We start from the raw sequence: 17121 nt of genomic DNA on the forward strand, positions 1-17121 counted from the left end.
GCAACTTCTTCTGCCTGGAGCCCGACCATGCTGACGTCGGGCTTAGTAACGCAACACCTGGCGCAGTATCTGCCCGCCGCGCTCGACGGTAAAGCGCCACCAGCGTGTATCCTGCTGGGCTATCTGTTCCAGGGTCGCCGCCTTGTCGATCGTCAGGCCATTGACCTCACGCACGATGTCGCCCGGCTGGAAACCAAAATCGGCAGCGGGCGAATCGCGGTTGATATCGACGACGGTGACGCCTTTGACATCGGTGCGCAGACCAAGCCGCTGGGCAAGCCGTGGCGATAGTTCGGCAACCCTGGCACCGGAAAACGGGCTACGGCCGCGCAATGTGAGCTCCGCAGCTTTGGCGCCCTCAGGCGGCCGTTCCAGCGCGATGTCCATCGTCGCCTGCTGACCCTTGCTTAGAACGCCGAAGCTGGCATTCGTACCGATCGACAGCGTCGCCATCCGGTAGTCCAGCGCCCCGACGCTCTCGACCGGCTTGCCGTTGAGCGACAGCACCACGTCACCAGGCTTGAGCCCTGCCTTGGCAGCGGGTCCTGCCTCTTCGACCGAAGAAACCAGCGAGCCGGCCGGTTTGTCCATGCCGAGCGATTCGGCAATCTGCGGCGTCACCGCCTCGAACTCGGCACCGACATACGGCCGCTCGAAGAAGTCGAGCCCGGCCTTGGCCGCATCGGCGAAGGCGCGAACCATGTTCGAAGGGATGGCAAAGCCGATACCGATCGAGCCGCCGCTACGGCTATAGATCGCAGTGTTGATGCCGATCAGTTGACCACCCATGTTGACCAGCGCGCCACCGGAATTGCCCGGGTTGATGGCGGCGTCGGTCTGGATGAAGAAGCTGGAATCGGAGACGCCGATATGGCTGCGCGCCACAGCCGAAATGATGCCGCTGGTGGTGGTCTGGCCGACACCGAACGGATTGCCGATCGCCAGCACCAGGTCGCCGACCTCGAGCGCGTCGGAATCGCCAATGGCGATCACCGGGAACGGCTTGTCGGAAGAAATCTTGAGCACGGCGAGGTCGAGCGTCTCATCCTTGAGCAGCACCTTGCTGTCGAATTCGCGCCCGTCGGCGGTCGCGACCTTGACCTGGTCGGCGTCCTTGACGACGTGGAAATTGGTGACCACGACGCCGGTCGGATCGACCAGCACCCCCGAACCGAGCGAAGACTGCGCGCGCGGCTGCGAGCGGCCGAAGAACTCCTCGAAGAACGGATCGCCGTCGAAGGGCGACGTCACCTTGGCGGTTTGCGAGGCGTAGACATTGACCACGGCCGGGGCCGTCTGCTTGACCAGCGGCGCGAAGGACAGCTGCACCTCCTCGCGGCCGAACGGCACGCGCTTGTCGGGGCCGGAGGTGGCGTTTTCGCCTTCGACGCCATGCAGCAGATCGGTCAGCACGTCGGACAGACCGGGATCTGGCTTGGTCTCCTCCGCCAGCGCGTGCCTGGCCGCCGGCACGACGGCCAGCGCCATCAAGGCGCAGATCAGAACAAGGGACAGCCGTTTAACGCGCATTCCGAATCCTCCAAGTCGGGCGCCATTGTCCTGACGATTGTGCAAAATGAAAGGCTAAGCCGCTGAAATCCGATTATTTTGGATAGTCGCCGCAAAAACCGGTGACAAAACCCCTGCAAGCCCTGCCCGGCAGCTTCGGAAACAGAAAAAGGGGCCCGCAGGCCCCTTTGAACTTCTCAGAAAAACCGAAGCTTATGCGGCTGCGGCTTCCTCTTCGGTGCCTTCGGCCTCGATGCGGGCGCGGTCGCCGGCGCCTTTGGCCGAGGTGTCGCGGTCGACGAATTCGATGACGGCCATTGCGGCATTGTCACCGTGACGGAAGCCGGCCTTCATGATGCGCAGATAGCCGCCATTGCGAGTGGCGTAACGTGGCGCGATTGTGTCGAACAGACGCTTGACGACGCCCTCATTGCCGATCTGGGCAATCACTTGGCGGCGGGCGTGCAGGTCGCCGCGCTTGCCGAGCGTCACCAGCTTCTCGACGATCGGACGCAGATCTTTCGCCTTCGGCAGCGTGGTGAGGATCTGCTCGTGCTCGATAAGCGACACGGCAAGGTTGGCAAACATCGACTTGCGATGGCTTATGCTGCGGGCGAACCGGCGGCCTTTAAATCCGTGGCGCATGGCTCTTCTCCTTCATTGCGGGTTCAAGAGGCCTGAGCCTCAGTATTGATCTTCGTAACGCTTGGCGAGGTCTTCGATGTTTTCCGGCGGCCAGTCCGGCACTTCCATGCCGAGATGCAGGCCCATCGCCGCCAGGACTTCCTTGATCTCGTTCAGCGACTTGCGGCCGAAGTTCGGGGTGCGCAGCATCTCGGCTTCGGTCTTCTGGATCAGATCGCCGATATAGACGATGTTGTCGTTCTTCAGGCAGTTGGCCGAACGCACCGAAAGCTCGAGTTCGTCGACCTTCTTGAGCAGCGCCGGGTTGAAGGCAAGCTCGGTAACCTGTTCGGCAGCGACTTCCTTCTGCGGCTCGTCGAAATTGACGAACAGGCCGAGCTGGTCCTGCAGGATGCGAGCGGCGAAGGCCACCGCGTCCTCGCCCGAGATCGAACCATCGGTCTCGATGGTCATGGTCAGCTTGTCATAATCGAGAACCTGCCCCTCACGGGTGTTCTCGACCTTGTAGGAGACCTTCTTGACCGGCGAATACAGGCTGTCGACCGGGATCAGCCCTATCGGCGCGTCTTCGGCGCGGTTGCGGTCGGCCGGCACATAGCCCTTGCCGGTGTCGACGGTGAATTCCATGCGGATCTCAGCGCCTTCGTCCAGCGTGCAGATGACGTGGTCGGGATTGAGGATCTCGACGTCGCCGACCGTCTGGATGTCGCCGGCGAGAACCGCGCCCGGTCCCTGCTTGCGCACGACCATGCGCTTGGGGCCATCGCCTTCCATGCGGATGGCGATTTCCTTGATGTTCAACACGATGTCGGTCACGTCCTCGCGCACGCCGGCGATGGACGAGAATTCATGCAGAACGCCGTCGATCTGCACGGCGGTCACAGCCGCGCCACGCAGCGAAGACAGAAGCACGCGGCGCAGCGCGTTGCCGAGGGTGAGGCCGAAGCCGCGCTCGAGCGGCTCGGCGACCAGCGTGGTCAGCGTCTTCTTCTTCGACGAGAACTCTATCTTGTTCGGCTTGATCAGTTCCTGCCAATTTTTCTGGATCATAGTGCTTTCCTTCCGTTGTCCCGCCACCATCCAATCGTGGCGGGCGACCTGGAATGCCGTGGAGGAGCGCCCTTGAGGCGCTCGCGCGGCGTTCGGTAAATTCTCTTTAGACGCGGCGCTTCTTGCGCGGGCGGCAGCCATTGTGCGGGATCGGCGTCACATCACGGATCGAGGTGATGGTGAAGCCTGCTGCCTGCAGCGCCCGCAGCGCCGATTCACGACCGGAGCCGGGTCCACAGACCTCGACCTCGAGCATGCGCATGCCGTGTTCCTGAGCCTTCTTGGCAACATCTTCGGCGGCCATCTGGGCAGCGAAAGGGGTCGACTTGCGCGATCCCTTGAAGCCCTGGGCTCCGGCCGACGACCAGGCAATGGAATTGCCCTGCGCGTCGGTGATGGTGATCATCGTGTTGTTGAAGGTCGAATTGACGTGGGCAACGCCCGACGAGATGTTCTTGCGTTCGCGACGGCGAACACGAGCGGCTTCCTTGGCCATGATAGTCCTTTCAGTTGATCTCTACACCGCCGTAATGCCAGCGGCTCCACCAGGGAGAAGGCAGTAGGGGAATATGGCAGTAGGGCAGTATGTCTGCCGTTCCTATTGCCTTACTGCCCTACTCTCTTACTGCCCTAAATTACTTCTTCTTTCCGGCAATCGACTTGGCTGGGCCTTTGCGGGTGCGCGCATTGGTGTGCGTGCGCTGGCCACGAACCGGCAGCGAGCGGCGGTGACGCAGGCCGCGGTAGCAGCCGAGGTCCATGAGCCGCTTGATGTTCATCGACACTTCGCGGCGCAGGTCGCCCTCGACCTGGTAGTCGCGGTCGATGGTCTCCCGGATCTGCAGCACTTCCGCGTCGGTCAGCTGGTTGACGCGGCGCTCGGCCGGGATGCCGACCTTGTCGACGATCTCCTGGGCGAACTTCTTGCCAATGCCGTGAATGTATTGAAGCGCAATGACGACGCGCTTGTTGGTAGGAATGTTGACGCCGGCTATACGAGCCATGTTCTTCTCTTCTCCATATAGGCCGGACGAGCCGGCGCTTCAAGTTGCCCCGCGTCCGGTGGAGGCCGGCCCTTGCGGGAGTTTCCAGTTCAAAGCGGCCTGCCTTGCCCTTGCGGACAAGCAAGCCTCATGCCTGATAGGAAGACGGGCCGCCATACCCCAGCGGACCGCTCCAGTCAAGCGCAATCGTTCGTTTCTCTAGCCGGCCGCCTGGCCAACCTGCCGGGTCGTCGCCCTGAGCACCGCCTCGATCTGCTGCGTCACCGCATCGATGTCGGCCATGCCATCGACGCCCCTGAGCTTGCCCTTGGCGTAGTAGTAGCCGATCAGCGGCGAGGTTTTCTTGTAATATTCCCTCAAGCGTTCTTCGAACACCGCTGGGCTGTCGTCCTTGCGCACCGGCAGGCCTGCGGCCTTGGCGTCCTCGGCGCGTTTGACGATTCGGCCAACCAGCGCCTTGTCGTCGACGACAAATTCGATGACCGCGTCTAGCTCCAGCCCGCGATCCGAAAGCATTTCCTCAACGGCGTCCGCTTGCACCAGGGTTCGCGGGTATCCGTCAAGGATGAAGCCGTTTGCGCAATCGGCTTGATCGATGCGCTCGGCCACGATGGCGTTGACGATAGCGTCGGACACCAGTTCACCAGCATCCATCACCGCCTTGGCTCGCCTGCCGACTTCGGTGCCGGCCTGAACAGCAGCACGCAGCATGTCCCCCGTGGAAAGCTGTGGGATGCCGTGTCTTTCTACCAGTCTCAGTGCTTGTGTCCCCTTGCCCGCCCCCGGCGGTCCAAGCAATATCAACCTCATCTGGCCTTCTTCCCCCCGCGCAGCTTCGACTTCTTGATCAGGCCCTCATACTGGTGCGCGATCAGGTGACCCTGAATCTGCGCCACCGTATCGAGCGTTACACTGACCACGATCAGGAGCGAAGTGCCACCAAGGTAGAACGGTACGCCAGTCGCTGAAATCAGGAACTCGGGCAGCAGACACACCAGCACCAGATAGATGGCGCCGACGACGGTGATGCGGGTGAGCACATAGTCGATATAGTCCGCAGTGCGCTCGCCCGGACGATAGCCCGGGATGAAGCCCGAATGCTTCTTGAGCTGGTCGGCGGTGTCCTTCGGATTGAAGACGATCGCAGTATAGAAGAAGGCGAAGAACACGATCATTGCCGCGTAGAAGGCCATATAGAGCGGCTGGCCGTGGCCGAGCGCCGCCAGGATGGTGCTCGCCCAGGCAGGCATATTGGTCGTCTGCGAGAAGCCGGCAACCGTTGCCGGAAGCAGCAGCAGCGACGAGGCGAAGATCGGCGGAATGACGCCGGAGGTGTTGAGCTTCAGCGGCAGATGCGAGGTATCGCCCTGGAACATGCGATTGCCGACCTGGCGCTTGGGATACTGGATCAGCAGGCGGCGCTGGGCGCGCTCGAAGAAGACGATCAGCGCGATGACGACGATGGCGAGCACGATGATCGCCAGGATCAGGCCGGTCGACAGCGCGCCGGTGCGGCCAAGCTCCAATGTGCCGGAGATGGCGCGCGGCAGGCCGGCGACAATGCCGGAGAAGATGATCAGCGAAATGCCGTTGCCGATGCCGCGGGCGGTGATCTGCTCGCCAAGCCACATCAGGAACATGGTGCCGCCGACCAGCGTGACGACGGTGGAGATGCGGAAGAACATGCCGGGATCGTTGACGATGCCGTTGCCGCCCTCAAGCCCAACCGAAATGCCGTACGCCTGGACCAACGCGAGAAGCACGGTGCCGTAGCGCGTGTACTGGTTGATGATCTTGCGGCCCTGCTCGCCTTCCTTCTTCAGCGCTTCCAGCGACGGAATGACCGAGGTCATCAGCTGCATGATGATGGAAGCGGAGATATAGGGCATGATGCCAAGGGCAAAGATCGCCATGCGCTGCACGGCGCCGCCGGCGAACATGTTGAACATGCCGAGCACGCCCTTGCTCTGCGACGAGAAGGCCTGGGCGAAAGCGTCGGGATTGATGCCGGGCAGCGGGATATAGGTGCCAAGACGGTAGACGAGCAGCGCGCCGATGGTGAACCAGATGCGCTTCTTCAGATCCTCGGCTTTGGCGAAGGCCGAAAAATTCAGATTCGAGGCTAGTTGTTCAGCAGCCGAAGCCATGCCTGATTCTCCGCTTGGTCACGCTCGATGCCCGCAGCTCAGGCGGCGCGTGTCACCGAAGCTCACGAGATAAGCTCCGGACTGCAAACATGCAAGCGGCCGCGTTGATGCGGCCGCCACATCTGTCGGATCAAAGCACGACCGCAGGCAAAACCGAATTCCACCTTTGCCGACCGTGCTTCAAATTGCCGTTACTCGGCGGCTGCTTTCTCAGGCAACTTCACCGAACCGCCGGCCTTTTCGATCTTCTCGACCGCGGCCTTGGAGGCTCCGGCCACGTCGAAGGCAAGCTTGGCCTTGATGTCGCCGTCCGAAAGGATGCGCACGCCGTCCTTGACGCGACGGATGACGCCGGCCGCAACCAGCGCCTCGGCTGTCACAACTGTCTTAGCGTCAAGCTTCTTGGCATCGAGCGCGGCCTGGATGCGGGCCAGCGACACAACGGTGAAGCTCTTGGCGAAGATATTGTTGAAGCCGCGCTTCGGCAGACGACGGTAGAGCGGCATCTGGCCACCCTCGAAGCCGTTGACGGCGACGCCGGAGCGCGCCTTCTGGCCCTTGACGCCGCGACCGGCGGTCTTGCCCGAACCGGAACCGATGCCACGGCCGAGACGCTTCTTGGAATGCGTCGCGCCGTCCTTGTCACGCAGATCGTTGAGTTTCATCTGGGTTCTCCTGCGCTCTGGCTCAGCCCTCGTCCACAACGCGGACGAGATGCTGGACGGCAGCGATCATGCCGCGCACCGAGGGCGTATCCTCCAGCGTGCGCTGCTTGTGCATCTTGTTGAGGCCGAGGCCGACCAGCGTTGCGCGCTGCTCCTTCGGCCGGCGGATCGGCGAGCCGATCTGCTCGACGGTGATGGTCTTGGTTGCTTTCTTGGCCATGGTCAGATCCCTGGTCAGCTTCGACTATTCTTCAGCCGCAACGGCGGTGCCGCGGCGGGCCTGAAGGGTCGAATACTTGATGCCGCGCGCAGCAGCCACATCCTTCGGATGCATCTGGCTCTTCAGCGCGTCGAAAGTGGCGCGAACCATGTTGTAGGGGTTCGACGAACCCATCGACTTGGCGACCACGTCATGCATGCCGAGCGTCTCGAAGACGGCGCGCATCGGGCCGCCGGCGATGATGCCGGTACCTTGCTTGGCAGCGCGCAGCAGCACACGTCCCGCGCCCCAGCGTCCCTCGACGTCATGGTGCAGCGTGCGGCCCGAGCGCAGCGGCACGAAGATCATGTCGCGCTTGGCCGATTCGGTCGCCTTACGGATCGCCTCCGGCACTTCGCGCGCCTTGCCGTGACCGAAGCCGACGCGGCCCTTCTGGTCGCCGACGACGACGAGCGCTGCAAAGCCGAAGCGCCGGCCGCCCTTGACGACCTTGGCGACACGGTTGATGTGGACGAGCTTGTCGACCATGCCGTCGTCGCGCTCTTCGCGATCACGGCCGCGGCCGCCATCCCTACGTTCCTGTGCCATATCCTGTTCCTTGTTTTTTTCCGGAAGCACGGTTGATGATGATATCCGGCGCCTCTGTGGGTCGCCGGGGGCGAAAACTCTTTTTTCCTTCGCATGATCCTATCCGAAAAGTCTGCAACTTTTTGCTGCGCTGACCTCCGGTTCGGGATCATGCTTTAGAAGCTCAGACCACCTTCACGGGCAGCCTCGGCAAGCGCCTTGACGCGGCCGTGGTAGATGTAGGCACCGCGGTCGAAGACGACTTCCTTGACGCCGGCCTTCGAGGCACGCTCGGCGATCAGCTTGCCGATGGCAGCTGCGGCCGCGGTGTCGGCGCCGGTCTTGAGCGAACCCTTGAGCTCCTTCTCGAGCGTCGAAGCAGCGGCGATGGTGTGGCCCTTGGCGTCGTCGATGACCTGGACGTAGATGTTCTTCGACGTGCGATGGACCGACAGGCGCGGACGATCGCCGGCAACTTTCTTGATCTGGCGGCGGACGCGCTGAGCGCGGCGTTGGGTGGATTCTTTCGAGCCCATGATATCAGTTCCTTGCCTTCAAAAAACGGGGGCAACCATATGCGGTAGGCGAAGCGCCTCCCGCGACCGCTCCCCGCGGCGTTAAAATTACTTCTTCTTGCCTTCCTTGCGGACGATCTTCTCGCCAGCATAGCGGACACCCTTGCCCTTGTAGGGCTCGGGGCTGCGATACTCGCGGATCTCGGCGGCAACCTGGCCGACCTGCTGCTTGTCGATGCCGGTCACGGTGATTTCCGTCGGTTTCGGCACCGAAATCGTCACGCCCTGCGGCGTTTCGTAGACGACGTCATGGCTGAAGCCGAGCGCCAGCTGCAGGTTCTTGCCCTGCATGGCGGCACGATAGCCGACGCCGGTGATCTCGAGCTTCTTTTCGAAGCCGTCCTTGACGCCCTGCAGGATGTTGACGATCTGCGTGCGCGACATGCCCCATTTGGAGCGGGCGGTCTTGGTCTGGTCGCGCGGCTGGACAGCGATCTCGCTGCCTTCCATCTTGACCAGCACTTCGTCGTTCACCACGAACTTCAGCTCGCCCTTCGGACCCTTCGCCGTCACGGTCTGGCCGTTGACGGTCGCGGTCACGCCCTGCGGCAGCGAAACGGGCTTCTTTCCAATACGAGACATTTTGTTGTCCTCGTCACTTCTCTTGTTTCAGGTCTCGGCTTCGGGATTTGATCCCGAAACCGGTTTCCAATTGGGGTCACGTACCAGATCAGAAGATCTGGCAGAGGATTTCCCCGCCGACATTCTGTTCGCGCGCTTCGTGGTCGGCCATCACGCCCTTCGGCGTCGAAAGGATGGCGATGCCGAGCCCGTTGGCGACATGCGGTATCGACTTGGCCGAAACGTAGACGCGGCGGCCGGGCTTCGAGACCCGGGCGATTTCGCGCACCACCGGCGCACCGTCGAAATACTTCAGCTCGATCTCGATTTCGGACTTGCCGTTGTCGAAGTCGGTCTGGCTGTAGTCGCGGATATAGCCTTCGGCCTTCAGCACGTCGAGGACGCGGGTACGCAGGCGCGAGGCCGGCGTCGAAACGCTCGACTTCTTGCGGCCATAGGCGTTGCGGATGCGGGTCAGCATATCGCCGAGAGGATCGCTCAATGACATGTTATGTCCTCCTTACCAGCTCGACTTGACCAGGCCCGGGATCTGGCCGTTATTGCCGAGATCACGAAGCGCGATACGCGATACTTTGAGCTTGCGATAATATGCACGCGGGCGTCCGGTGACTTCGCAGCGGTTGCGGATGCGGGTCTTGGCCGAGTTGCGCGGCAGCGCCGAAAGCTTCAGCTGAGCGCGGAAGCGCTCTTCCATCGGCTTGGACTGATCCATGATGATCGCCTTGAGCACCATGCGCTTGGCAGCGAACTGGTCCGCAAGCTTGCGGCGCCTGTTGTTCTTCTCGACTGAGCTGGTCTTTGCCATTTCAGATTTTTCCTTTTCTCGCTGCCGTTACTGGCGGAAGGGGAAGTTGAAGGCCTTGAGCAATGCCCTGGCTTCGTCGTCCGTCTTCGCAGTCGTACAAACGATGACGTCCATGCCCCAGATCTGATCAACCTTGTCGTAGTTGATCTCCGGAAACACGATGTGTTCCTTGATGCCCATGGCATAGTTGCCACGGCCATCGAAGCTCTTCGGGTTGAGCCCGCGGAAGTCGCGGACGCGCGGCAGTGCGATGTTCACGAGACGATCGAGGAACTCGTACATGCGTTCCTTGCGCAGCGTGACCTTGGCACCGATCGGCATCTTCTCGCGGACCTTGAAGCCGGCGATCGAGTTGCGGGCGCGGGTGACGACGGCCTTCTGGCCGGCGATCATCGCAAGGTCTTCCGCCGCGATCGAAGGCTTCTTCGAATCGCCGGTCGCCTCGCCGACGCCCATGTTCAGCACGATCTTGTCGATGCGCGGAACCTGCATCTCGTTGTCGTAGCCGAACTGCTCCTGCAGCGCCTTGCGGATGGTCTCGTTATAGACCTGCTTGAGGCGGGGGGTGTTCTGGGCAGTTGCCTGCTTGGTTTGAGCCTTAGCCATTGATGACTTCTCCCGAGCGCTTGGCGACGCGCACCTTCTTGCCGTCCTTCTGGAAGATGAAGCCGACGCGGGTCGGCTTGCCATCCTTGGGGTCGGCCAGCGCGATGTTCGACAGCTGGATCGGCGCTTCCTTGGTGATGATCCCGCCCTCCTGGGACTGGGACTGCTTCTGGTGACGACGGATCAGGTTGACGCCGCGCACCAGCGCGGTGTCGTCCTTCGGCTGCACCGAGAGGACTTCGCCCGAACGGCCCTTGTCCTTGCCGGCCAGCACGACGACCTTGTCGCCTTTTCTAATCTTTTGCATTGGTCCGGCTCCTTACAGCACTTCAGGCGCGAGCGAGATGATCTTCATGTGGTTCTTGGCGCGGAGTTCGCGCGGAACCGGTCCGAAGATACGCGTGCCGATCGGCTCTTTCTTGTTGTCGACGAGAACGGCTGCGTTCTTGTCGAAACGGATCACGCTGCCGTCCGGGCGGCGGATGTCCTTGGCCGTGCGAACCACGACCGCCTTCATCACATCGCCCTTCTTGACGCGGCCGCGCGGGATGGCTTCCTTGATCGACACCACGATGATGTCGCCCACGGAAGCATATTTCCGCTTCGAGCCGCCCAGCACCTTGATGCACATGACACGACGGGCGCCGGAATTATCCGCGACGTCGAGGTTTGTTTGCATCTGAATCATGACTGGCCGCCTTCTTCTTTTCTAACGGGACGGGTTTCTCACCCCTCCCCGGTCTGTCCAAAATTCGTTTCGTTAGCCCTGATCAGGCCTGGTCCGAAGACACCACGACCCAGCGCTTGTCCTTGGAAATCGGCTTCGATTCCTGGATGAACACCTGATCGCCGACCTTGTGGGCGTTGTTCTCGTCGTGCGCCTTGTACTTCTTGGTCATGCGCACGGTCTTCTTCATCACGGGATGCGTGAAGCGCCGTTCGACCTTGACGACAACCGTCTTCTCGTTCTTGTCGCTGACGACGGTGCCCTGCAGAATGCGCTTTGGCATGGTTTTCGTCCTTAAGCCTTCTTGGCCGCGGACTTTTCCGCAGCGATGGTCTTGATACGCGCAATGTCCTTGCGGACCTGCCTCACGCGCGCGGTCTTCTCAAGCTGGCCGGTGGCCTTCTGGAAGCGCAGGTTGAACTGCTCCTTCTTCAGGCTGGCCAGGTCGTCGGTCAGCTGGTCCTGGGTCTTGGTCCGGATGTCTTCGGCTTTCATGATCAGCCCGTCCTTATTCTGCGATGCGCTGTACGAAGCGCGTCCTGACCGAGAGCTTGGCCGCGCCGAGACGCAGCGCCTCACGGGCGGTTTCCTCGTTGACGCCGTCGATCTCGAACATGATGCGGCCCGGCTTGACACGTGCCGCCCAGTAGTCGACCGCGCCCTTGCCCTTGCCCATGCGGACTTCGGTCGGCTTCGACGTCACCGGCACGTCCGGGAAGATACGGATCCACACGCGGCCGGCACGCTTCATCTCGCGGGTGATCGCGCGGCGGGCCGCCTCGATCTCACGCGCGGTGACGCGGTTCGGCTCAAGCGCCTTCAGCCCGAAACCACCGAAATCCAGGTTGGTGCCGCCCTTGGCGGTACCGTGGATGCGGCCCTTGAACTGCTTACGGAACTTTGTGCGCTTTGGCTGCAGCATCGTTCTAACTCCAAATTCCTAACTGTCTTACGCGTTTTCGCGACGGCGACCGCGTTCGCGCTCACCACCACCGCCATGCGCATGATCGCCCTCGGTGGCGCGGCGCTCCGAAGCCATCGGGTCGTGCTCGAGGATCTCGCCCTTGAACACCCAGACCTTGACGCCGCAGATGCCGTAGGCCGTATTCGCTTCGGCCGTGCCGTAGTCGACGTCGGCACGCAGCGTATGCAGCGGCACGCGGCCTTCACGATACCATTCCATGCGCGCGATCTCGGCGCCGCCGAGACGGCCGGCGCAGTTGATGCGGATGCCCTCGGCACCAAGGCGCATCGCCGACTGCACGGCGCGCTTCATGGCGCGGCGGAACGCGATGCGGCGCTCGAGCTGCTGGGCGATCGACTGGGCGACCAGGGTCGCGTCGATCTCCGGCTTGCGCACTTCGACGATGTTCAGATGCGTCTCGGACTTGGTCATCTCCATCAGCTTCTTGCGAAGCTTCTCGATGTCGGCGCCCTTCTTGCCGATGATCAGGCCCGGACGCGCCGCATGGATGGTGACGCGGCACTTCTTATGCGGACGCTCGATCACGACCTTCGAGATCGCAGCCTGCTTGAGTTCCTTCTCAAGATATTTGCGGATCTTGATGTCCTCGTGCAGCAGCTTGCCGTACTCGCCGGTGTTCGCGAACCAGCGCGAATCCCAGGTGCGGTTGATGCCGAGACGCAGACCGATCGGATTGACTTTCTGGCCCATTATGCGGCCTCCCCTTTTTCTTCGACTTCACGAACGACGATCGTGAGGTGCGAGAACGGCTTCTCGATACGGCTGGCGCGACCACGGCCACGGGCATGGAACCGCTTCATGACGATCGACTTGCCGACATAGGCTTCCGCCACGATCAGCGCATCGACGTCGAGGTCGTGATTGTTTTCCGCGTTGGCGATCGCCGATTCCAGCGTCTTCTTGACCGTGCCGGAAATCCGCTTGGCCGAGAATTCGAGGTCGGAAAGCGCTGTCGCGACCTTCTTGCCGCGGATCAGCGCGGCAACCAGGTTCAGCTTCTGCGGGCTGATACGGATCGTGCGCAACACGGCGCGCGCTTCGTTGTCAGCAAGCCTGCGCGGAGCTTTGGCCTTGCCCATGATTATTTCCTCTTCGCCTTCTTATCCGCGCCGTGACCGTAATAGGTCCGGGTCGGAGCGAATTCACCGAACTTGTGACCGACCATGTCCTCGTTCACCGAGACGGGAACGTGCTTCTGGCCGTTGTAGACACCGAAGGTGAAGCCGACGAACTGCGGCAGGATGGTGGAGCGGCGGCTCCACATCTTGATCACCTCATTGCGACCACCTTCACGAACCTTGTCCACCTTCTTCAGAAGGTAGCCGTCGATGAAGGGGCCTTTCCAAATCGAACGAGTCACTTGGCGTTACCTCTTCTTAGCTCTTGCGCTGATGGCGCGAGCGCAGGATGAACTTGTCGGTCGCCTTGTTGGACCGCGTCTTCTTGCCCTTGGTCGGCTTGCCCCAGGGCGAAACCGGATGGCGGCCACCCGAGGTGCGGCCTTCGCCGCCGCCATGTGGATGGTCGACCGGGTTCATGGTCACGCCGCGATTGTGCGGACGCTTGCCGCGCCACACGGTGCGGCCTGCCTTGCCGTCATTGATGTTGCCGTGGTCCGGGTTGGACACGGCACCGACAGTGGCCATGCAGGAGCCGTGGACGACACGCTGCTCGCCCGAGTTGAGGCGCAGGATCGCCATGCCCTGGTCGCGGCCGACAAGCTGGCCATAACCGCCGGCCGAGCGGGCGACCTGAGCGCCCTTGCCAGGCTTCAGCTCGATATTGTGGACGATCGTGCCGACCGGCATCGAGGCCAGCGGCATCGCGTTGCCCGGCTTCACGTCGACCGATTCACCGGCCACGATCTTGTCGCCGGGAGCCAGACGCTGCGGGGCGATGATGTAGGACAGCTCGCCATCGTCATACTTGATCAGCGCGATGAAGGCGGTGCGGTTCGGATCGTATTCGATACGCTCGACCGTGCCGACGACGTCGAACTTGCGGCGCTTGAAGTCGATGATGCGGTAAGTGCGCTTGTGACCGCCGCCGATGAAGCGGGCCGTGATGCGGCCGTAATTGTTGCGGCCGCCCGACTTGGTCAGGCCTTCGGTCAGGCCCTTGACGGGCTTGCCCTTGTAGAGGCCCGAGCGGTCGACGATGACCAGCTGACGGGTGCTCGGCGTTACCGGGTTGAATTTTTTCAGTGCCATTGTTCTGTCCTCGCGACCTTGCTCAGAGACCCGTCGCGACGTCGATCGACTGGCCGTCGGCCAGCGTCACAACCGCCTTCTTGACGTCGCTCTGGCGGCCGATCGTGCCGCGGAAGCGCTTGATCTTGCCCTTGCGGACAAGCGTGTTCACGGCCATCACCTTGACGCCGAACAGCGCTTCGACGGCGGCCTTGATTTCCGGCTTCGACGCCTTCTTGGCGACGTTGAAGACGACCTGGTTCTGCTCGGAAGCCATGGTCGACTTTTCGGTGATCGCCGGCGAGACGATCACATCGTAATGACGAAGGTCGGTCATTTGAAGCGCTCCTCGAGAGCCTCGACGGCGGCCTTGGAAAGGACCAGCGTGCCGCGGCGCAGAATGTCGTAGACGTTGATGCCCTGGATGGGCAGCACGTCGATGTTCGGGATGTTGGTCGCCGCCAGCTTGAAGTTCTTGTCAAGCTCGGCGCCGCCGATCACCAGGGCGTTGCTCAGGCCCAGCGTCGCGAAATTCGCGATCAGCGCCTTGGTCTTGGCCTCGGTCAGCTTTAGCTCGTCGATGATGATGATCGACGCGCTCTTGGCCTTGGCCGAGAGGGCATGCTTGAGGCCGAGCGCGCGCACCTTCTTCGGCAGATCGTGCTCGTGGCTGCGCACGACCGGGCCGTGGGCCTTGCCGCCGCCGCGGAACTGCGGAGCGCGAGCCGAATGGTGACGGGCGCGGCCCGTACCCTTCTGCTTGTACATCTTGGCGCCGGTGCGGGCGATTTCCGCGCGACCCTTGGCCTTGTGCGTGCCCTGCTGCTTCTTGGCAAGCTGCCAGCGCACGACGCGCTGCAGGATGTCCTCGCGCGGGTCAAGGCCGAAAATCTCTTCGGAGAGCTTCAGCTTGCCGGCGTCCTTGCCGCCAAGCGTTGTAATCTTGAGGTCCATTATTCCGCTCCCTCTGTGGCCTGGGCCTCGTTCTTGGCGGCACCATCGGTTGCAACGGCGCGGATCGCGGCGGGCTTCGGCGCATTGGCCGGAAGCGCTACCTTGGCCGCGTCGCGGACCAGGATCCATGCACCCTTCGAACCCGGGACCGCACCGCGGATCAGGATCAGGCCGCGATCGGCGTCGGTCGAGACGACCTCGACATTCTGCGTGGTGACGCGGGTGTCGCCCATGTGGCCGGCCATATGCTTGCCCTTGAACACCTTGCCCGGATCCTGGCGCTGGCCGGTCGAGCCGTGTGTACGGTGCGACACCGAGTTGCCGTGCGTCGCGCGGCCGCCACCCATGTGGTGCCGCTTGATGACGCCCTGGAAACCCTTGCCGATCGTGGTTCCCGTCACATCGACCTTCTGGCCGACGACGAAATGCTCGACGGTGATCTCGGCGCCGACATCGATCATGTTGTCGGCGGAGACGCGGAACTCGGCAACCTTGGCCTTGGGCTCGACGGAAGCGGTCGCGAAATGGCCGCGCATCGCCTTCGACGTGTTCTTCACCTTGGCAAGGCCAACGCCGAGCTGGACGGCGGTATAGCCGTTCTTCTCCTGCGTGCGCTGCGCCACGACCTGGCAGTTCTCCATCTGGAGAACAGTGACGGGAACATGTTCCCCGGCATCGTTGTAGATGCGGGTCATTCCCACCTTCTTTGCAATCACACCTGAACGCATCGGTTCAATTCCTTTAGAGTTCCCTGTCGGGGCTGTCGCCCCTCCACGCCTCTTGTTCCTTCAGAGTTCCGGGTCGCCCCGCTGACCTCTGGTTCCTTAGAGCTTGATCTCGACGTCGACACCGGCGGCCAGGTCGAGCTTCATCAAAGCATCGACCGTCTGCGGGGTCGGGTCGACGATGTCGAGCAGACGCTTGTGCGTGCGCATCTCGAACTGCTCGCGGCTCTTCTTGTCGACGTGAGGCGACCGGTTGACCGTGAACTTTTCGATCCGCGTCGGCAGCGGAATGGGGCCGCGGACGTTGGCGCCGGTGCGCTTGGCGGTCGACACGATTTCCCGTGTCGAGGCGTCGAGCACCCGGTGATCAAACGCCTTCAGGCGGATGCGGATATTCTGTCCGTTCATGCGTCACTTCCTTGTTCTGGCGCGGCGCGGGCAGCGCCCGCGACAGATCGGTTTAAGTCCAAATTACTCTTTGATGGTGACGACGATGCCGGCACCGACGGTGCGGCCGCCTTCACGGATGGCGAAGCGCAGCTTCTCTTCCATGGCGATCGGCACGATCAGCTCGACATCGACGGTGATGTTATCGCCCGGCATCACCATTTCGGTGCCTTCCGGCAGCGACACGATGCCGGTTACGTCCGTCGTGCGGAAATAGAACTGCGGACGGTAGTTGGTGAAGAACGGCGTGTGACGGCCGCCCTCGTCCTTGGTCAGGATGTAGGCTTCGGCGACGAACTTCTTGTGCGGCTTAACGGTGCCGGGCTTGGCCAGAACCTGGCCGCGCTCGACGCCTTCACGGTCGACACCGCGCAACAGCGCGCCGATGTTGTCGCCGGCCTGGCCCTGGTCGAGCAGCTTGCGGAACATCTCGACGCCCGTGCAGGTCGTCTTGGTGGTCGGACGGATGCCGATGATCTCCAGCTCCTCGCCGACCTTGACGACGCCGCGCTCGACGCGGCCGGTCACCACCGTGCCGCGGCCCGAAATCGAGAACACGTCCTCGATCGGCATCAGGAACGGCTTGTCGAGCGGACGAACCGGCGTCGGGATGTAGGCATCGACCGCCGCCATTAATTCGCGGATCGCGTCCTCGCCGATCTTCTTGTCAGAATCTTCAAGTGCGGCAAGCGCCGAACCCTTGACGATCGGAATGTCGT

General features: G+C 62.3%; 29 protein-coding genes. All 29 read right to left on the reverse strand.

Annotated elements, in window-relative coordinates; all coding sequences use genetic code 11:
* Nucleotides 1–42: 42 nt before the first annotated feature.
* On the reverse strand, nt 43–1530 hold the full coding sequence (locus NKH43_RS13405) for a DegQ family serine endoprotease (protein WP_023717525.1): 1488 nt from the start codon (nt 1528–1530) through the stop codon (nt 43–45).
* Nucleotides 1531–1722: 192 nt separating this feature from the next.
* A complete protein-coding gene (gene rplQ / locus NKH43_RS13410; protein ID WP_023675127.1) occupies nt 1723–2154 on the reverse strand; it encodes a 50S ribosomal protein L17 in 432 nt (143 codons plus the stop codon).
* 39 nt (nt 2155–2193) lie between these two features.
* Nucleotides 2194–3204, reverse strand: coding sequence for a DNA-directed RNA polymerase subunit alpha (locus NKH43_RS13415; protein WP_023675128.1), 1011 nt, complete (start codon nt 3202–3204; stop codon nt 2194–2196).
* 106 nt (nt 3205–3310) lie between these two features.
* The gene (gene rpsK, locus NKH43_RS13420; protein ID WP_006205444.1) at nt 3311–3700 is read right to left on the reverse strand and encodes a 30S ribosomal protein S11; all 390 of its coding nucleotides are present in this window, start codon (nt 3698–3700) and stop codon (nt 3311–3313) included.
* Between the two features lie 139 nt (nt 3701–3839).
* Nucleotides 3840–4208 (reverse strand): 30S ribosomal protein S13, encoded by a 369-nt coding sequence (gene rpsM, locus NKH43_RS13425; protein ID WP_006205445.1) that lies wholly within the window; start codon nt 4206–4208, stop codon nt 3840–3842.
* A gap of 198 nt (nt 4209–4406) precedes the next feature.
* Nucleotides 4407–5018, reverse strand: a complete 612-nt coding sequence (locus NKH43_RS13430; protein WP_023717524.1) for an adenylate kinase — start codon at nt 5016–5018, stop codon at nt 4407–4409.
* Nucleotides 5015–6355: a preprotein translocase subunit SecY gene (secY, locus tag NKH43_RS13435; protein WP_023717523.1), complete on the reverse strand. Its 1341-nt coding sequence runs from the start codon at nt 6353–6355 to the stop codon at nt 5015–5017. Before secY ends, NKH43_RS13430 begins: the two co-directional genes overlap by 4 nt.
* Nucleotides 6356–6546: 191 nt before the next feature.
* The gene (gene rplO, locus NKH43_RS13440; RefSeq protein WP_023717522.1) at nt 6547–7020 is read right to left on the reverse strand and encodes a 50S ribosomal protein L15; all 474 of its coding nucleotides are present in this window, start codon (nt 7018–7020) and stop codon (nt 6547–6549) included.
* A gap of 22 nt (nt 7021–7042) precedes the next feature.
* The gene (rpmD, locus tag NKH43_RS13445) at nt 7043–7240 is read right to left on the reverse strand and encodes a 50S ribosomal protein L30 (RefSeq protein WP_006205449.1); all 198 of its coding nucleotides are present in this window, start codon (nt 7238–7240) and stop codon (nt 7043–7045) included.
* Between the two features lie 24 nt (nt 7241–7264).
* Complete coding sequence (gene rpsE, locus NKH43_RS13450; RefSeq protein ID WP_006333394.1) at nt 7265–7828, reverse strand: 30S ribosomal protein S5; 564 nt, start codon at nt 7826–7828, stop codon at nt 7265–7267.
* Between the two features lie 155 nt (nt 7829–7983).
* On the reverse strand, nt 7984–8343 hold the full coding sequence (gene rplR, locus NKH43_RS13455) for a 50S ribosomal protein L18 (protein ID WP_023675132.1): 360 nt from the start codon (nt 8341–8343) through the stop codon (nt 7984–7986).
* Nucleotides 8344–8430: 87 nt separating this feature from the next.
* Complete coding sequence (rplF, locus tag NKH43_RS13460; protein ID WP_023675133.1) at nt 8431–8964, reverse strand: 50S ribosomal protein L6; 534 nt, start codon at nt 8962–8964, stop codon at nt 8431–8433.
* Between the two features lie 88 nt (nt 8965–9052).
* On the reverse strand, nt 9053–9451 hold the full coding sequence (rpsH, locus tag NKH43_RS13465) for a 30S ribosomal protein S8 (RefSeq protein WP_006205453.1): 399 nt from the start codon (nt 9449–9451) through the stop codon (nt 9053–9055).
* 12 nt (nt 9452–9463) lie between these two features.
* Nucleotides 9464–9769, reverse strand: coding sequence for a 30S ribosomal protein S14 (gene rpsN / locus NKH43_RS13470; RefSeq protein ID WP_352849274.1), 306 nt, complete (start codon nt 9767–9769; stop codon nt 9464–9466).
* A gap of 27 nt (nt 9770–9796) precedes the next feature.
* Nucleotides 9797–10375 (reverse strand): 50S ribosomal protein L5, encoded by a 579-nt coding sequence (gene rplE, locus NKH43_RS13475; protein ID WP_023717521.1) that lies wholly within the window; start codon nt 10373–10375, stop codon nt 9797–9799.
* Nucleotides 10368–10682: a 50S ribosomal protein L24 gene (gene rplX / locus NKH43_RS13480; protein WP_254817150.1), complete on the reverse strand. Its 315-nt coding sequence runs from the start codon at nt 10680–10682 to the stop codon at nt 10368–10370. The genes rplE and rplX overlap by 8 nt, the downstream gene beginning before the upstream one ends.
* Before the next feature lie 12 nt (nt 10683–10694).
* The gene (gene rplN / locus NKH43_RS13485; protein ID WP_006205457.1) at nt 10695–11063 is read right to left on the reverse strand and encodes a 50S ribosomal protein L14; all 369 of its coding nucleotides are present in this window, start codon (nt 11061–11063) and stop codon (nt 10695–10697) included.
* An 82-nt stretch (nt 11064–11145) separates the two neighbouring features.
* Nucleotides 11146–11385, reverse strand: a complete 240-nt coding sequence (gene rpsQ / locus NKH43_RS13490) for a 30S ribosomal protein S17 (RefSeq protein WP_023675136.1) — start codon at nt 11383–11385, stop codon at nt 11146–11148.
* A gap of 11 nt (nt 11386–11396) precedes the next feature.
* Entirely contained in the window at nt 11397–11597 is a 201-nt protein-coding gene (gene rpmC / locus NKH43_RS13495; RefSeq protein WP_006205459.1) for a 50S ribosomal protein L29, read from the reverse strand.
* 13 nt (nt 11598–11610) lie between these two features.
* The gene (gene rplP / locus NKH43_RS13500) at nt 11611–12024 is read right to left on the reverse strand and encodes a 50S ribosomal protein L16 (RefSeq protein WP_006205460.1); all 414 of its coding nucleotides are present in this window, start codon (nt 12022–12024) and stop codon (nt 11611–11613) included.
* 27 nt (nt 12025–12051) lie between these two features.
* Nucleotides 12052–12777 carry a 30S ribosomal protein S3 gene (gene rpsC / locus NKH43_RS13505; RefSeq protein ID WP_023675137.1) on the reverse strand — a complete coding sequence of 242 codons (726 nt, stop codon included), beginning with the start codon at nt 12775–12777 and terminating at the stop codon, nt 12052–12054.
* Nucleotides 12777–13166 (reverse strand): 50S ribosomal protein L22, encoded by a 390-nt coding sequence (gene rplV / locus NKH43_RS13510; protein WP_006205462.1) that lies wholly within the window; start codon nt 13164–13166, stop codon nt 12777–12779. The genes rpsC and rplV overlap by 1 nt, the downstream gene beginning before the upstream one ends.
* Nucleotides 13167–13168: 2 nt before the next feature.
* Nucleotides 13169–13447 (reverse strand): 30S ribosomal protein S19, encoded by a 279-nt coding sequence (rpsS, locus tag NKH43_RS13515; protein ID WP_006205463.1) that lies wholly within the window; start codon nt 13445–13447, stop codon nt 13169–13171.
* A 16-nt stretch (nt 13448–13463) separates the two neighbouring features.
* Nucleotides 13464–14297: a 50S ribosomal protein L2 gene (gene rplB, locus NKH43_RS13520; protein WP_023675138.1), complete on the reverse strand. Its 834-nt coding sequence runs from the start codon at nt 14295–14297 to the stop codon at nt 13464–13466.
* 22 nt (nt 14298–14319) lie between these two features.
* Complete coding sequence (locus NKH43_RS13525) at nt 14320–14613, reverse strand: 50S ribosomal protein L23 (RefSeq protein ID WP_006205465.1); 294 nt, start codon at nt 14611–14613, stop codon at nt 14320–14322.
* Nucleotides 14610–15230 (reverse strand): 50S ribosomal protein L4, encoded by a 621-nt coding sequence (rplD, locus tag NKH43_RS13530; protein ID WP_023675140.1) that lies wholly within the window; start codon nt 15228–15230, stop codon nt 14610–14612. Before rplD ends, NKH43_RS13525 begins: the two co-directional genes overlap by 4 nt.
* A complete protein-coding gene (gene rplC, locus NKH43_RS13535) occupies nt 15230–15958 on the reverse strand; it encodes a 50S ribosomal protein L3 (protein WP_352469149.1) in 729 nt (242 codons plus the stop codon). Before rplC ends, rplD begins: the two co-directional genes overlap by 1 nt.
* Nucleotides 15959–16054: 96 nt before the next feature.
* Nucleotides 16055–16363, reverse strand: a complete 309-nt coding sequence (gene rpsJ / locus NKH43_RS13540; RefSeq protein WP_006205468.1) for a 30S ribosomal protein S10 — start codon at nt 16361–16363, stop codon at nt 16055–16057.
* Between the two features lie 63 nt (nt 16364–16426).
* Nucleotides 16427–17121: EF-Tu C-terminal domain-related protein (locus tag NKH43_RS13545; RefSeq protein ID WP_352858602.1), on the reverse strand; the 695-nt coding region annotated here is incomplete at its 5' end.

The sequence above is a fragment of the Mesorhizobium sp. M1163 genome, assembly GCF_040318415.1.
GTDB lineage: Bacteria > Pseudomonadota > Alphaproteobacteria > Rhizobiales > Rhizobiaceae > Mesorhizobium.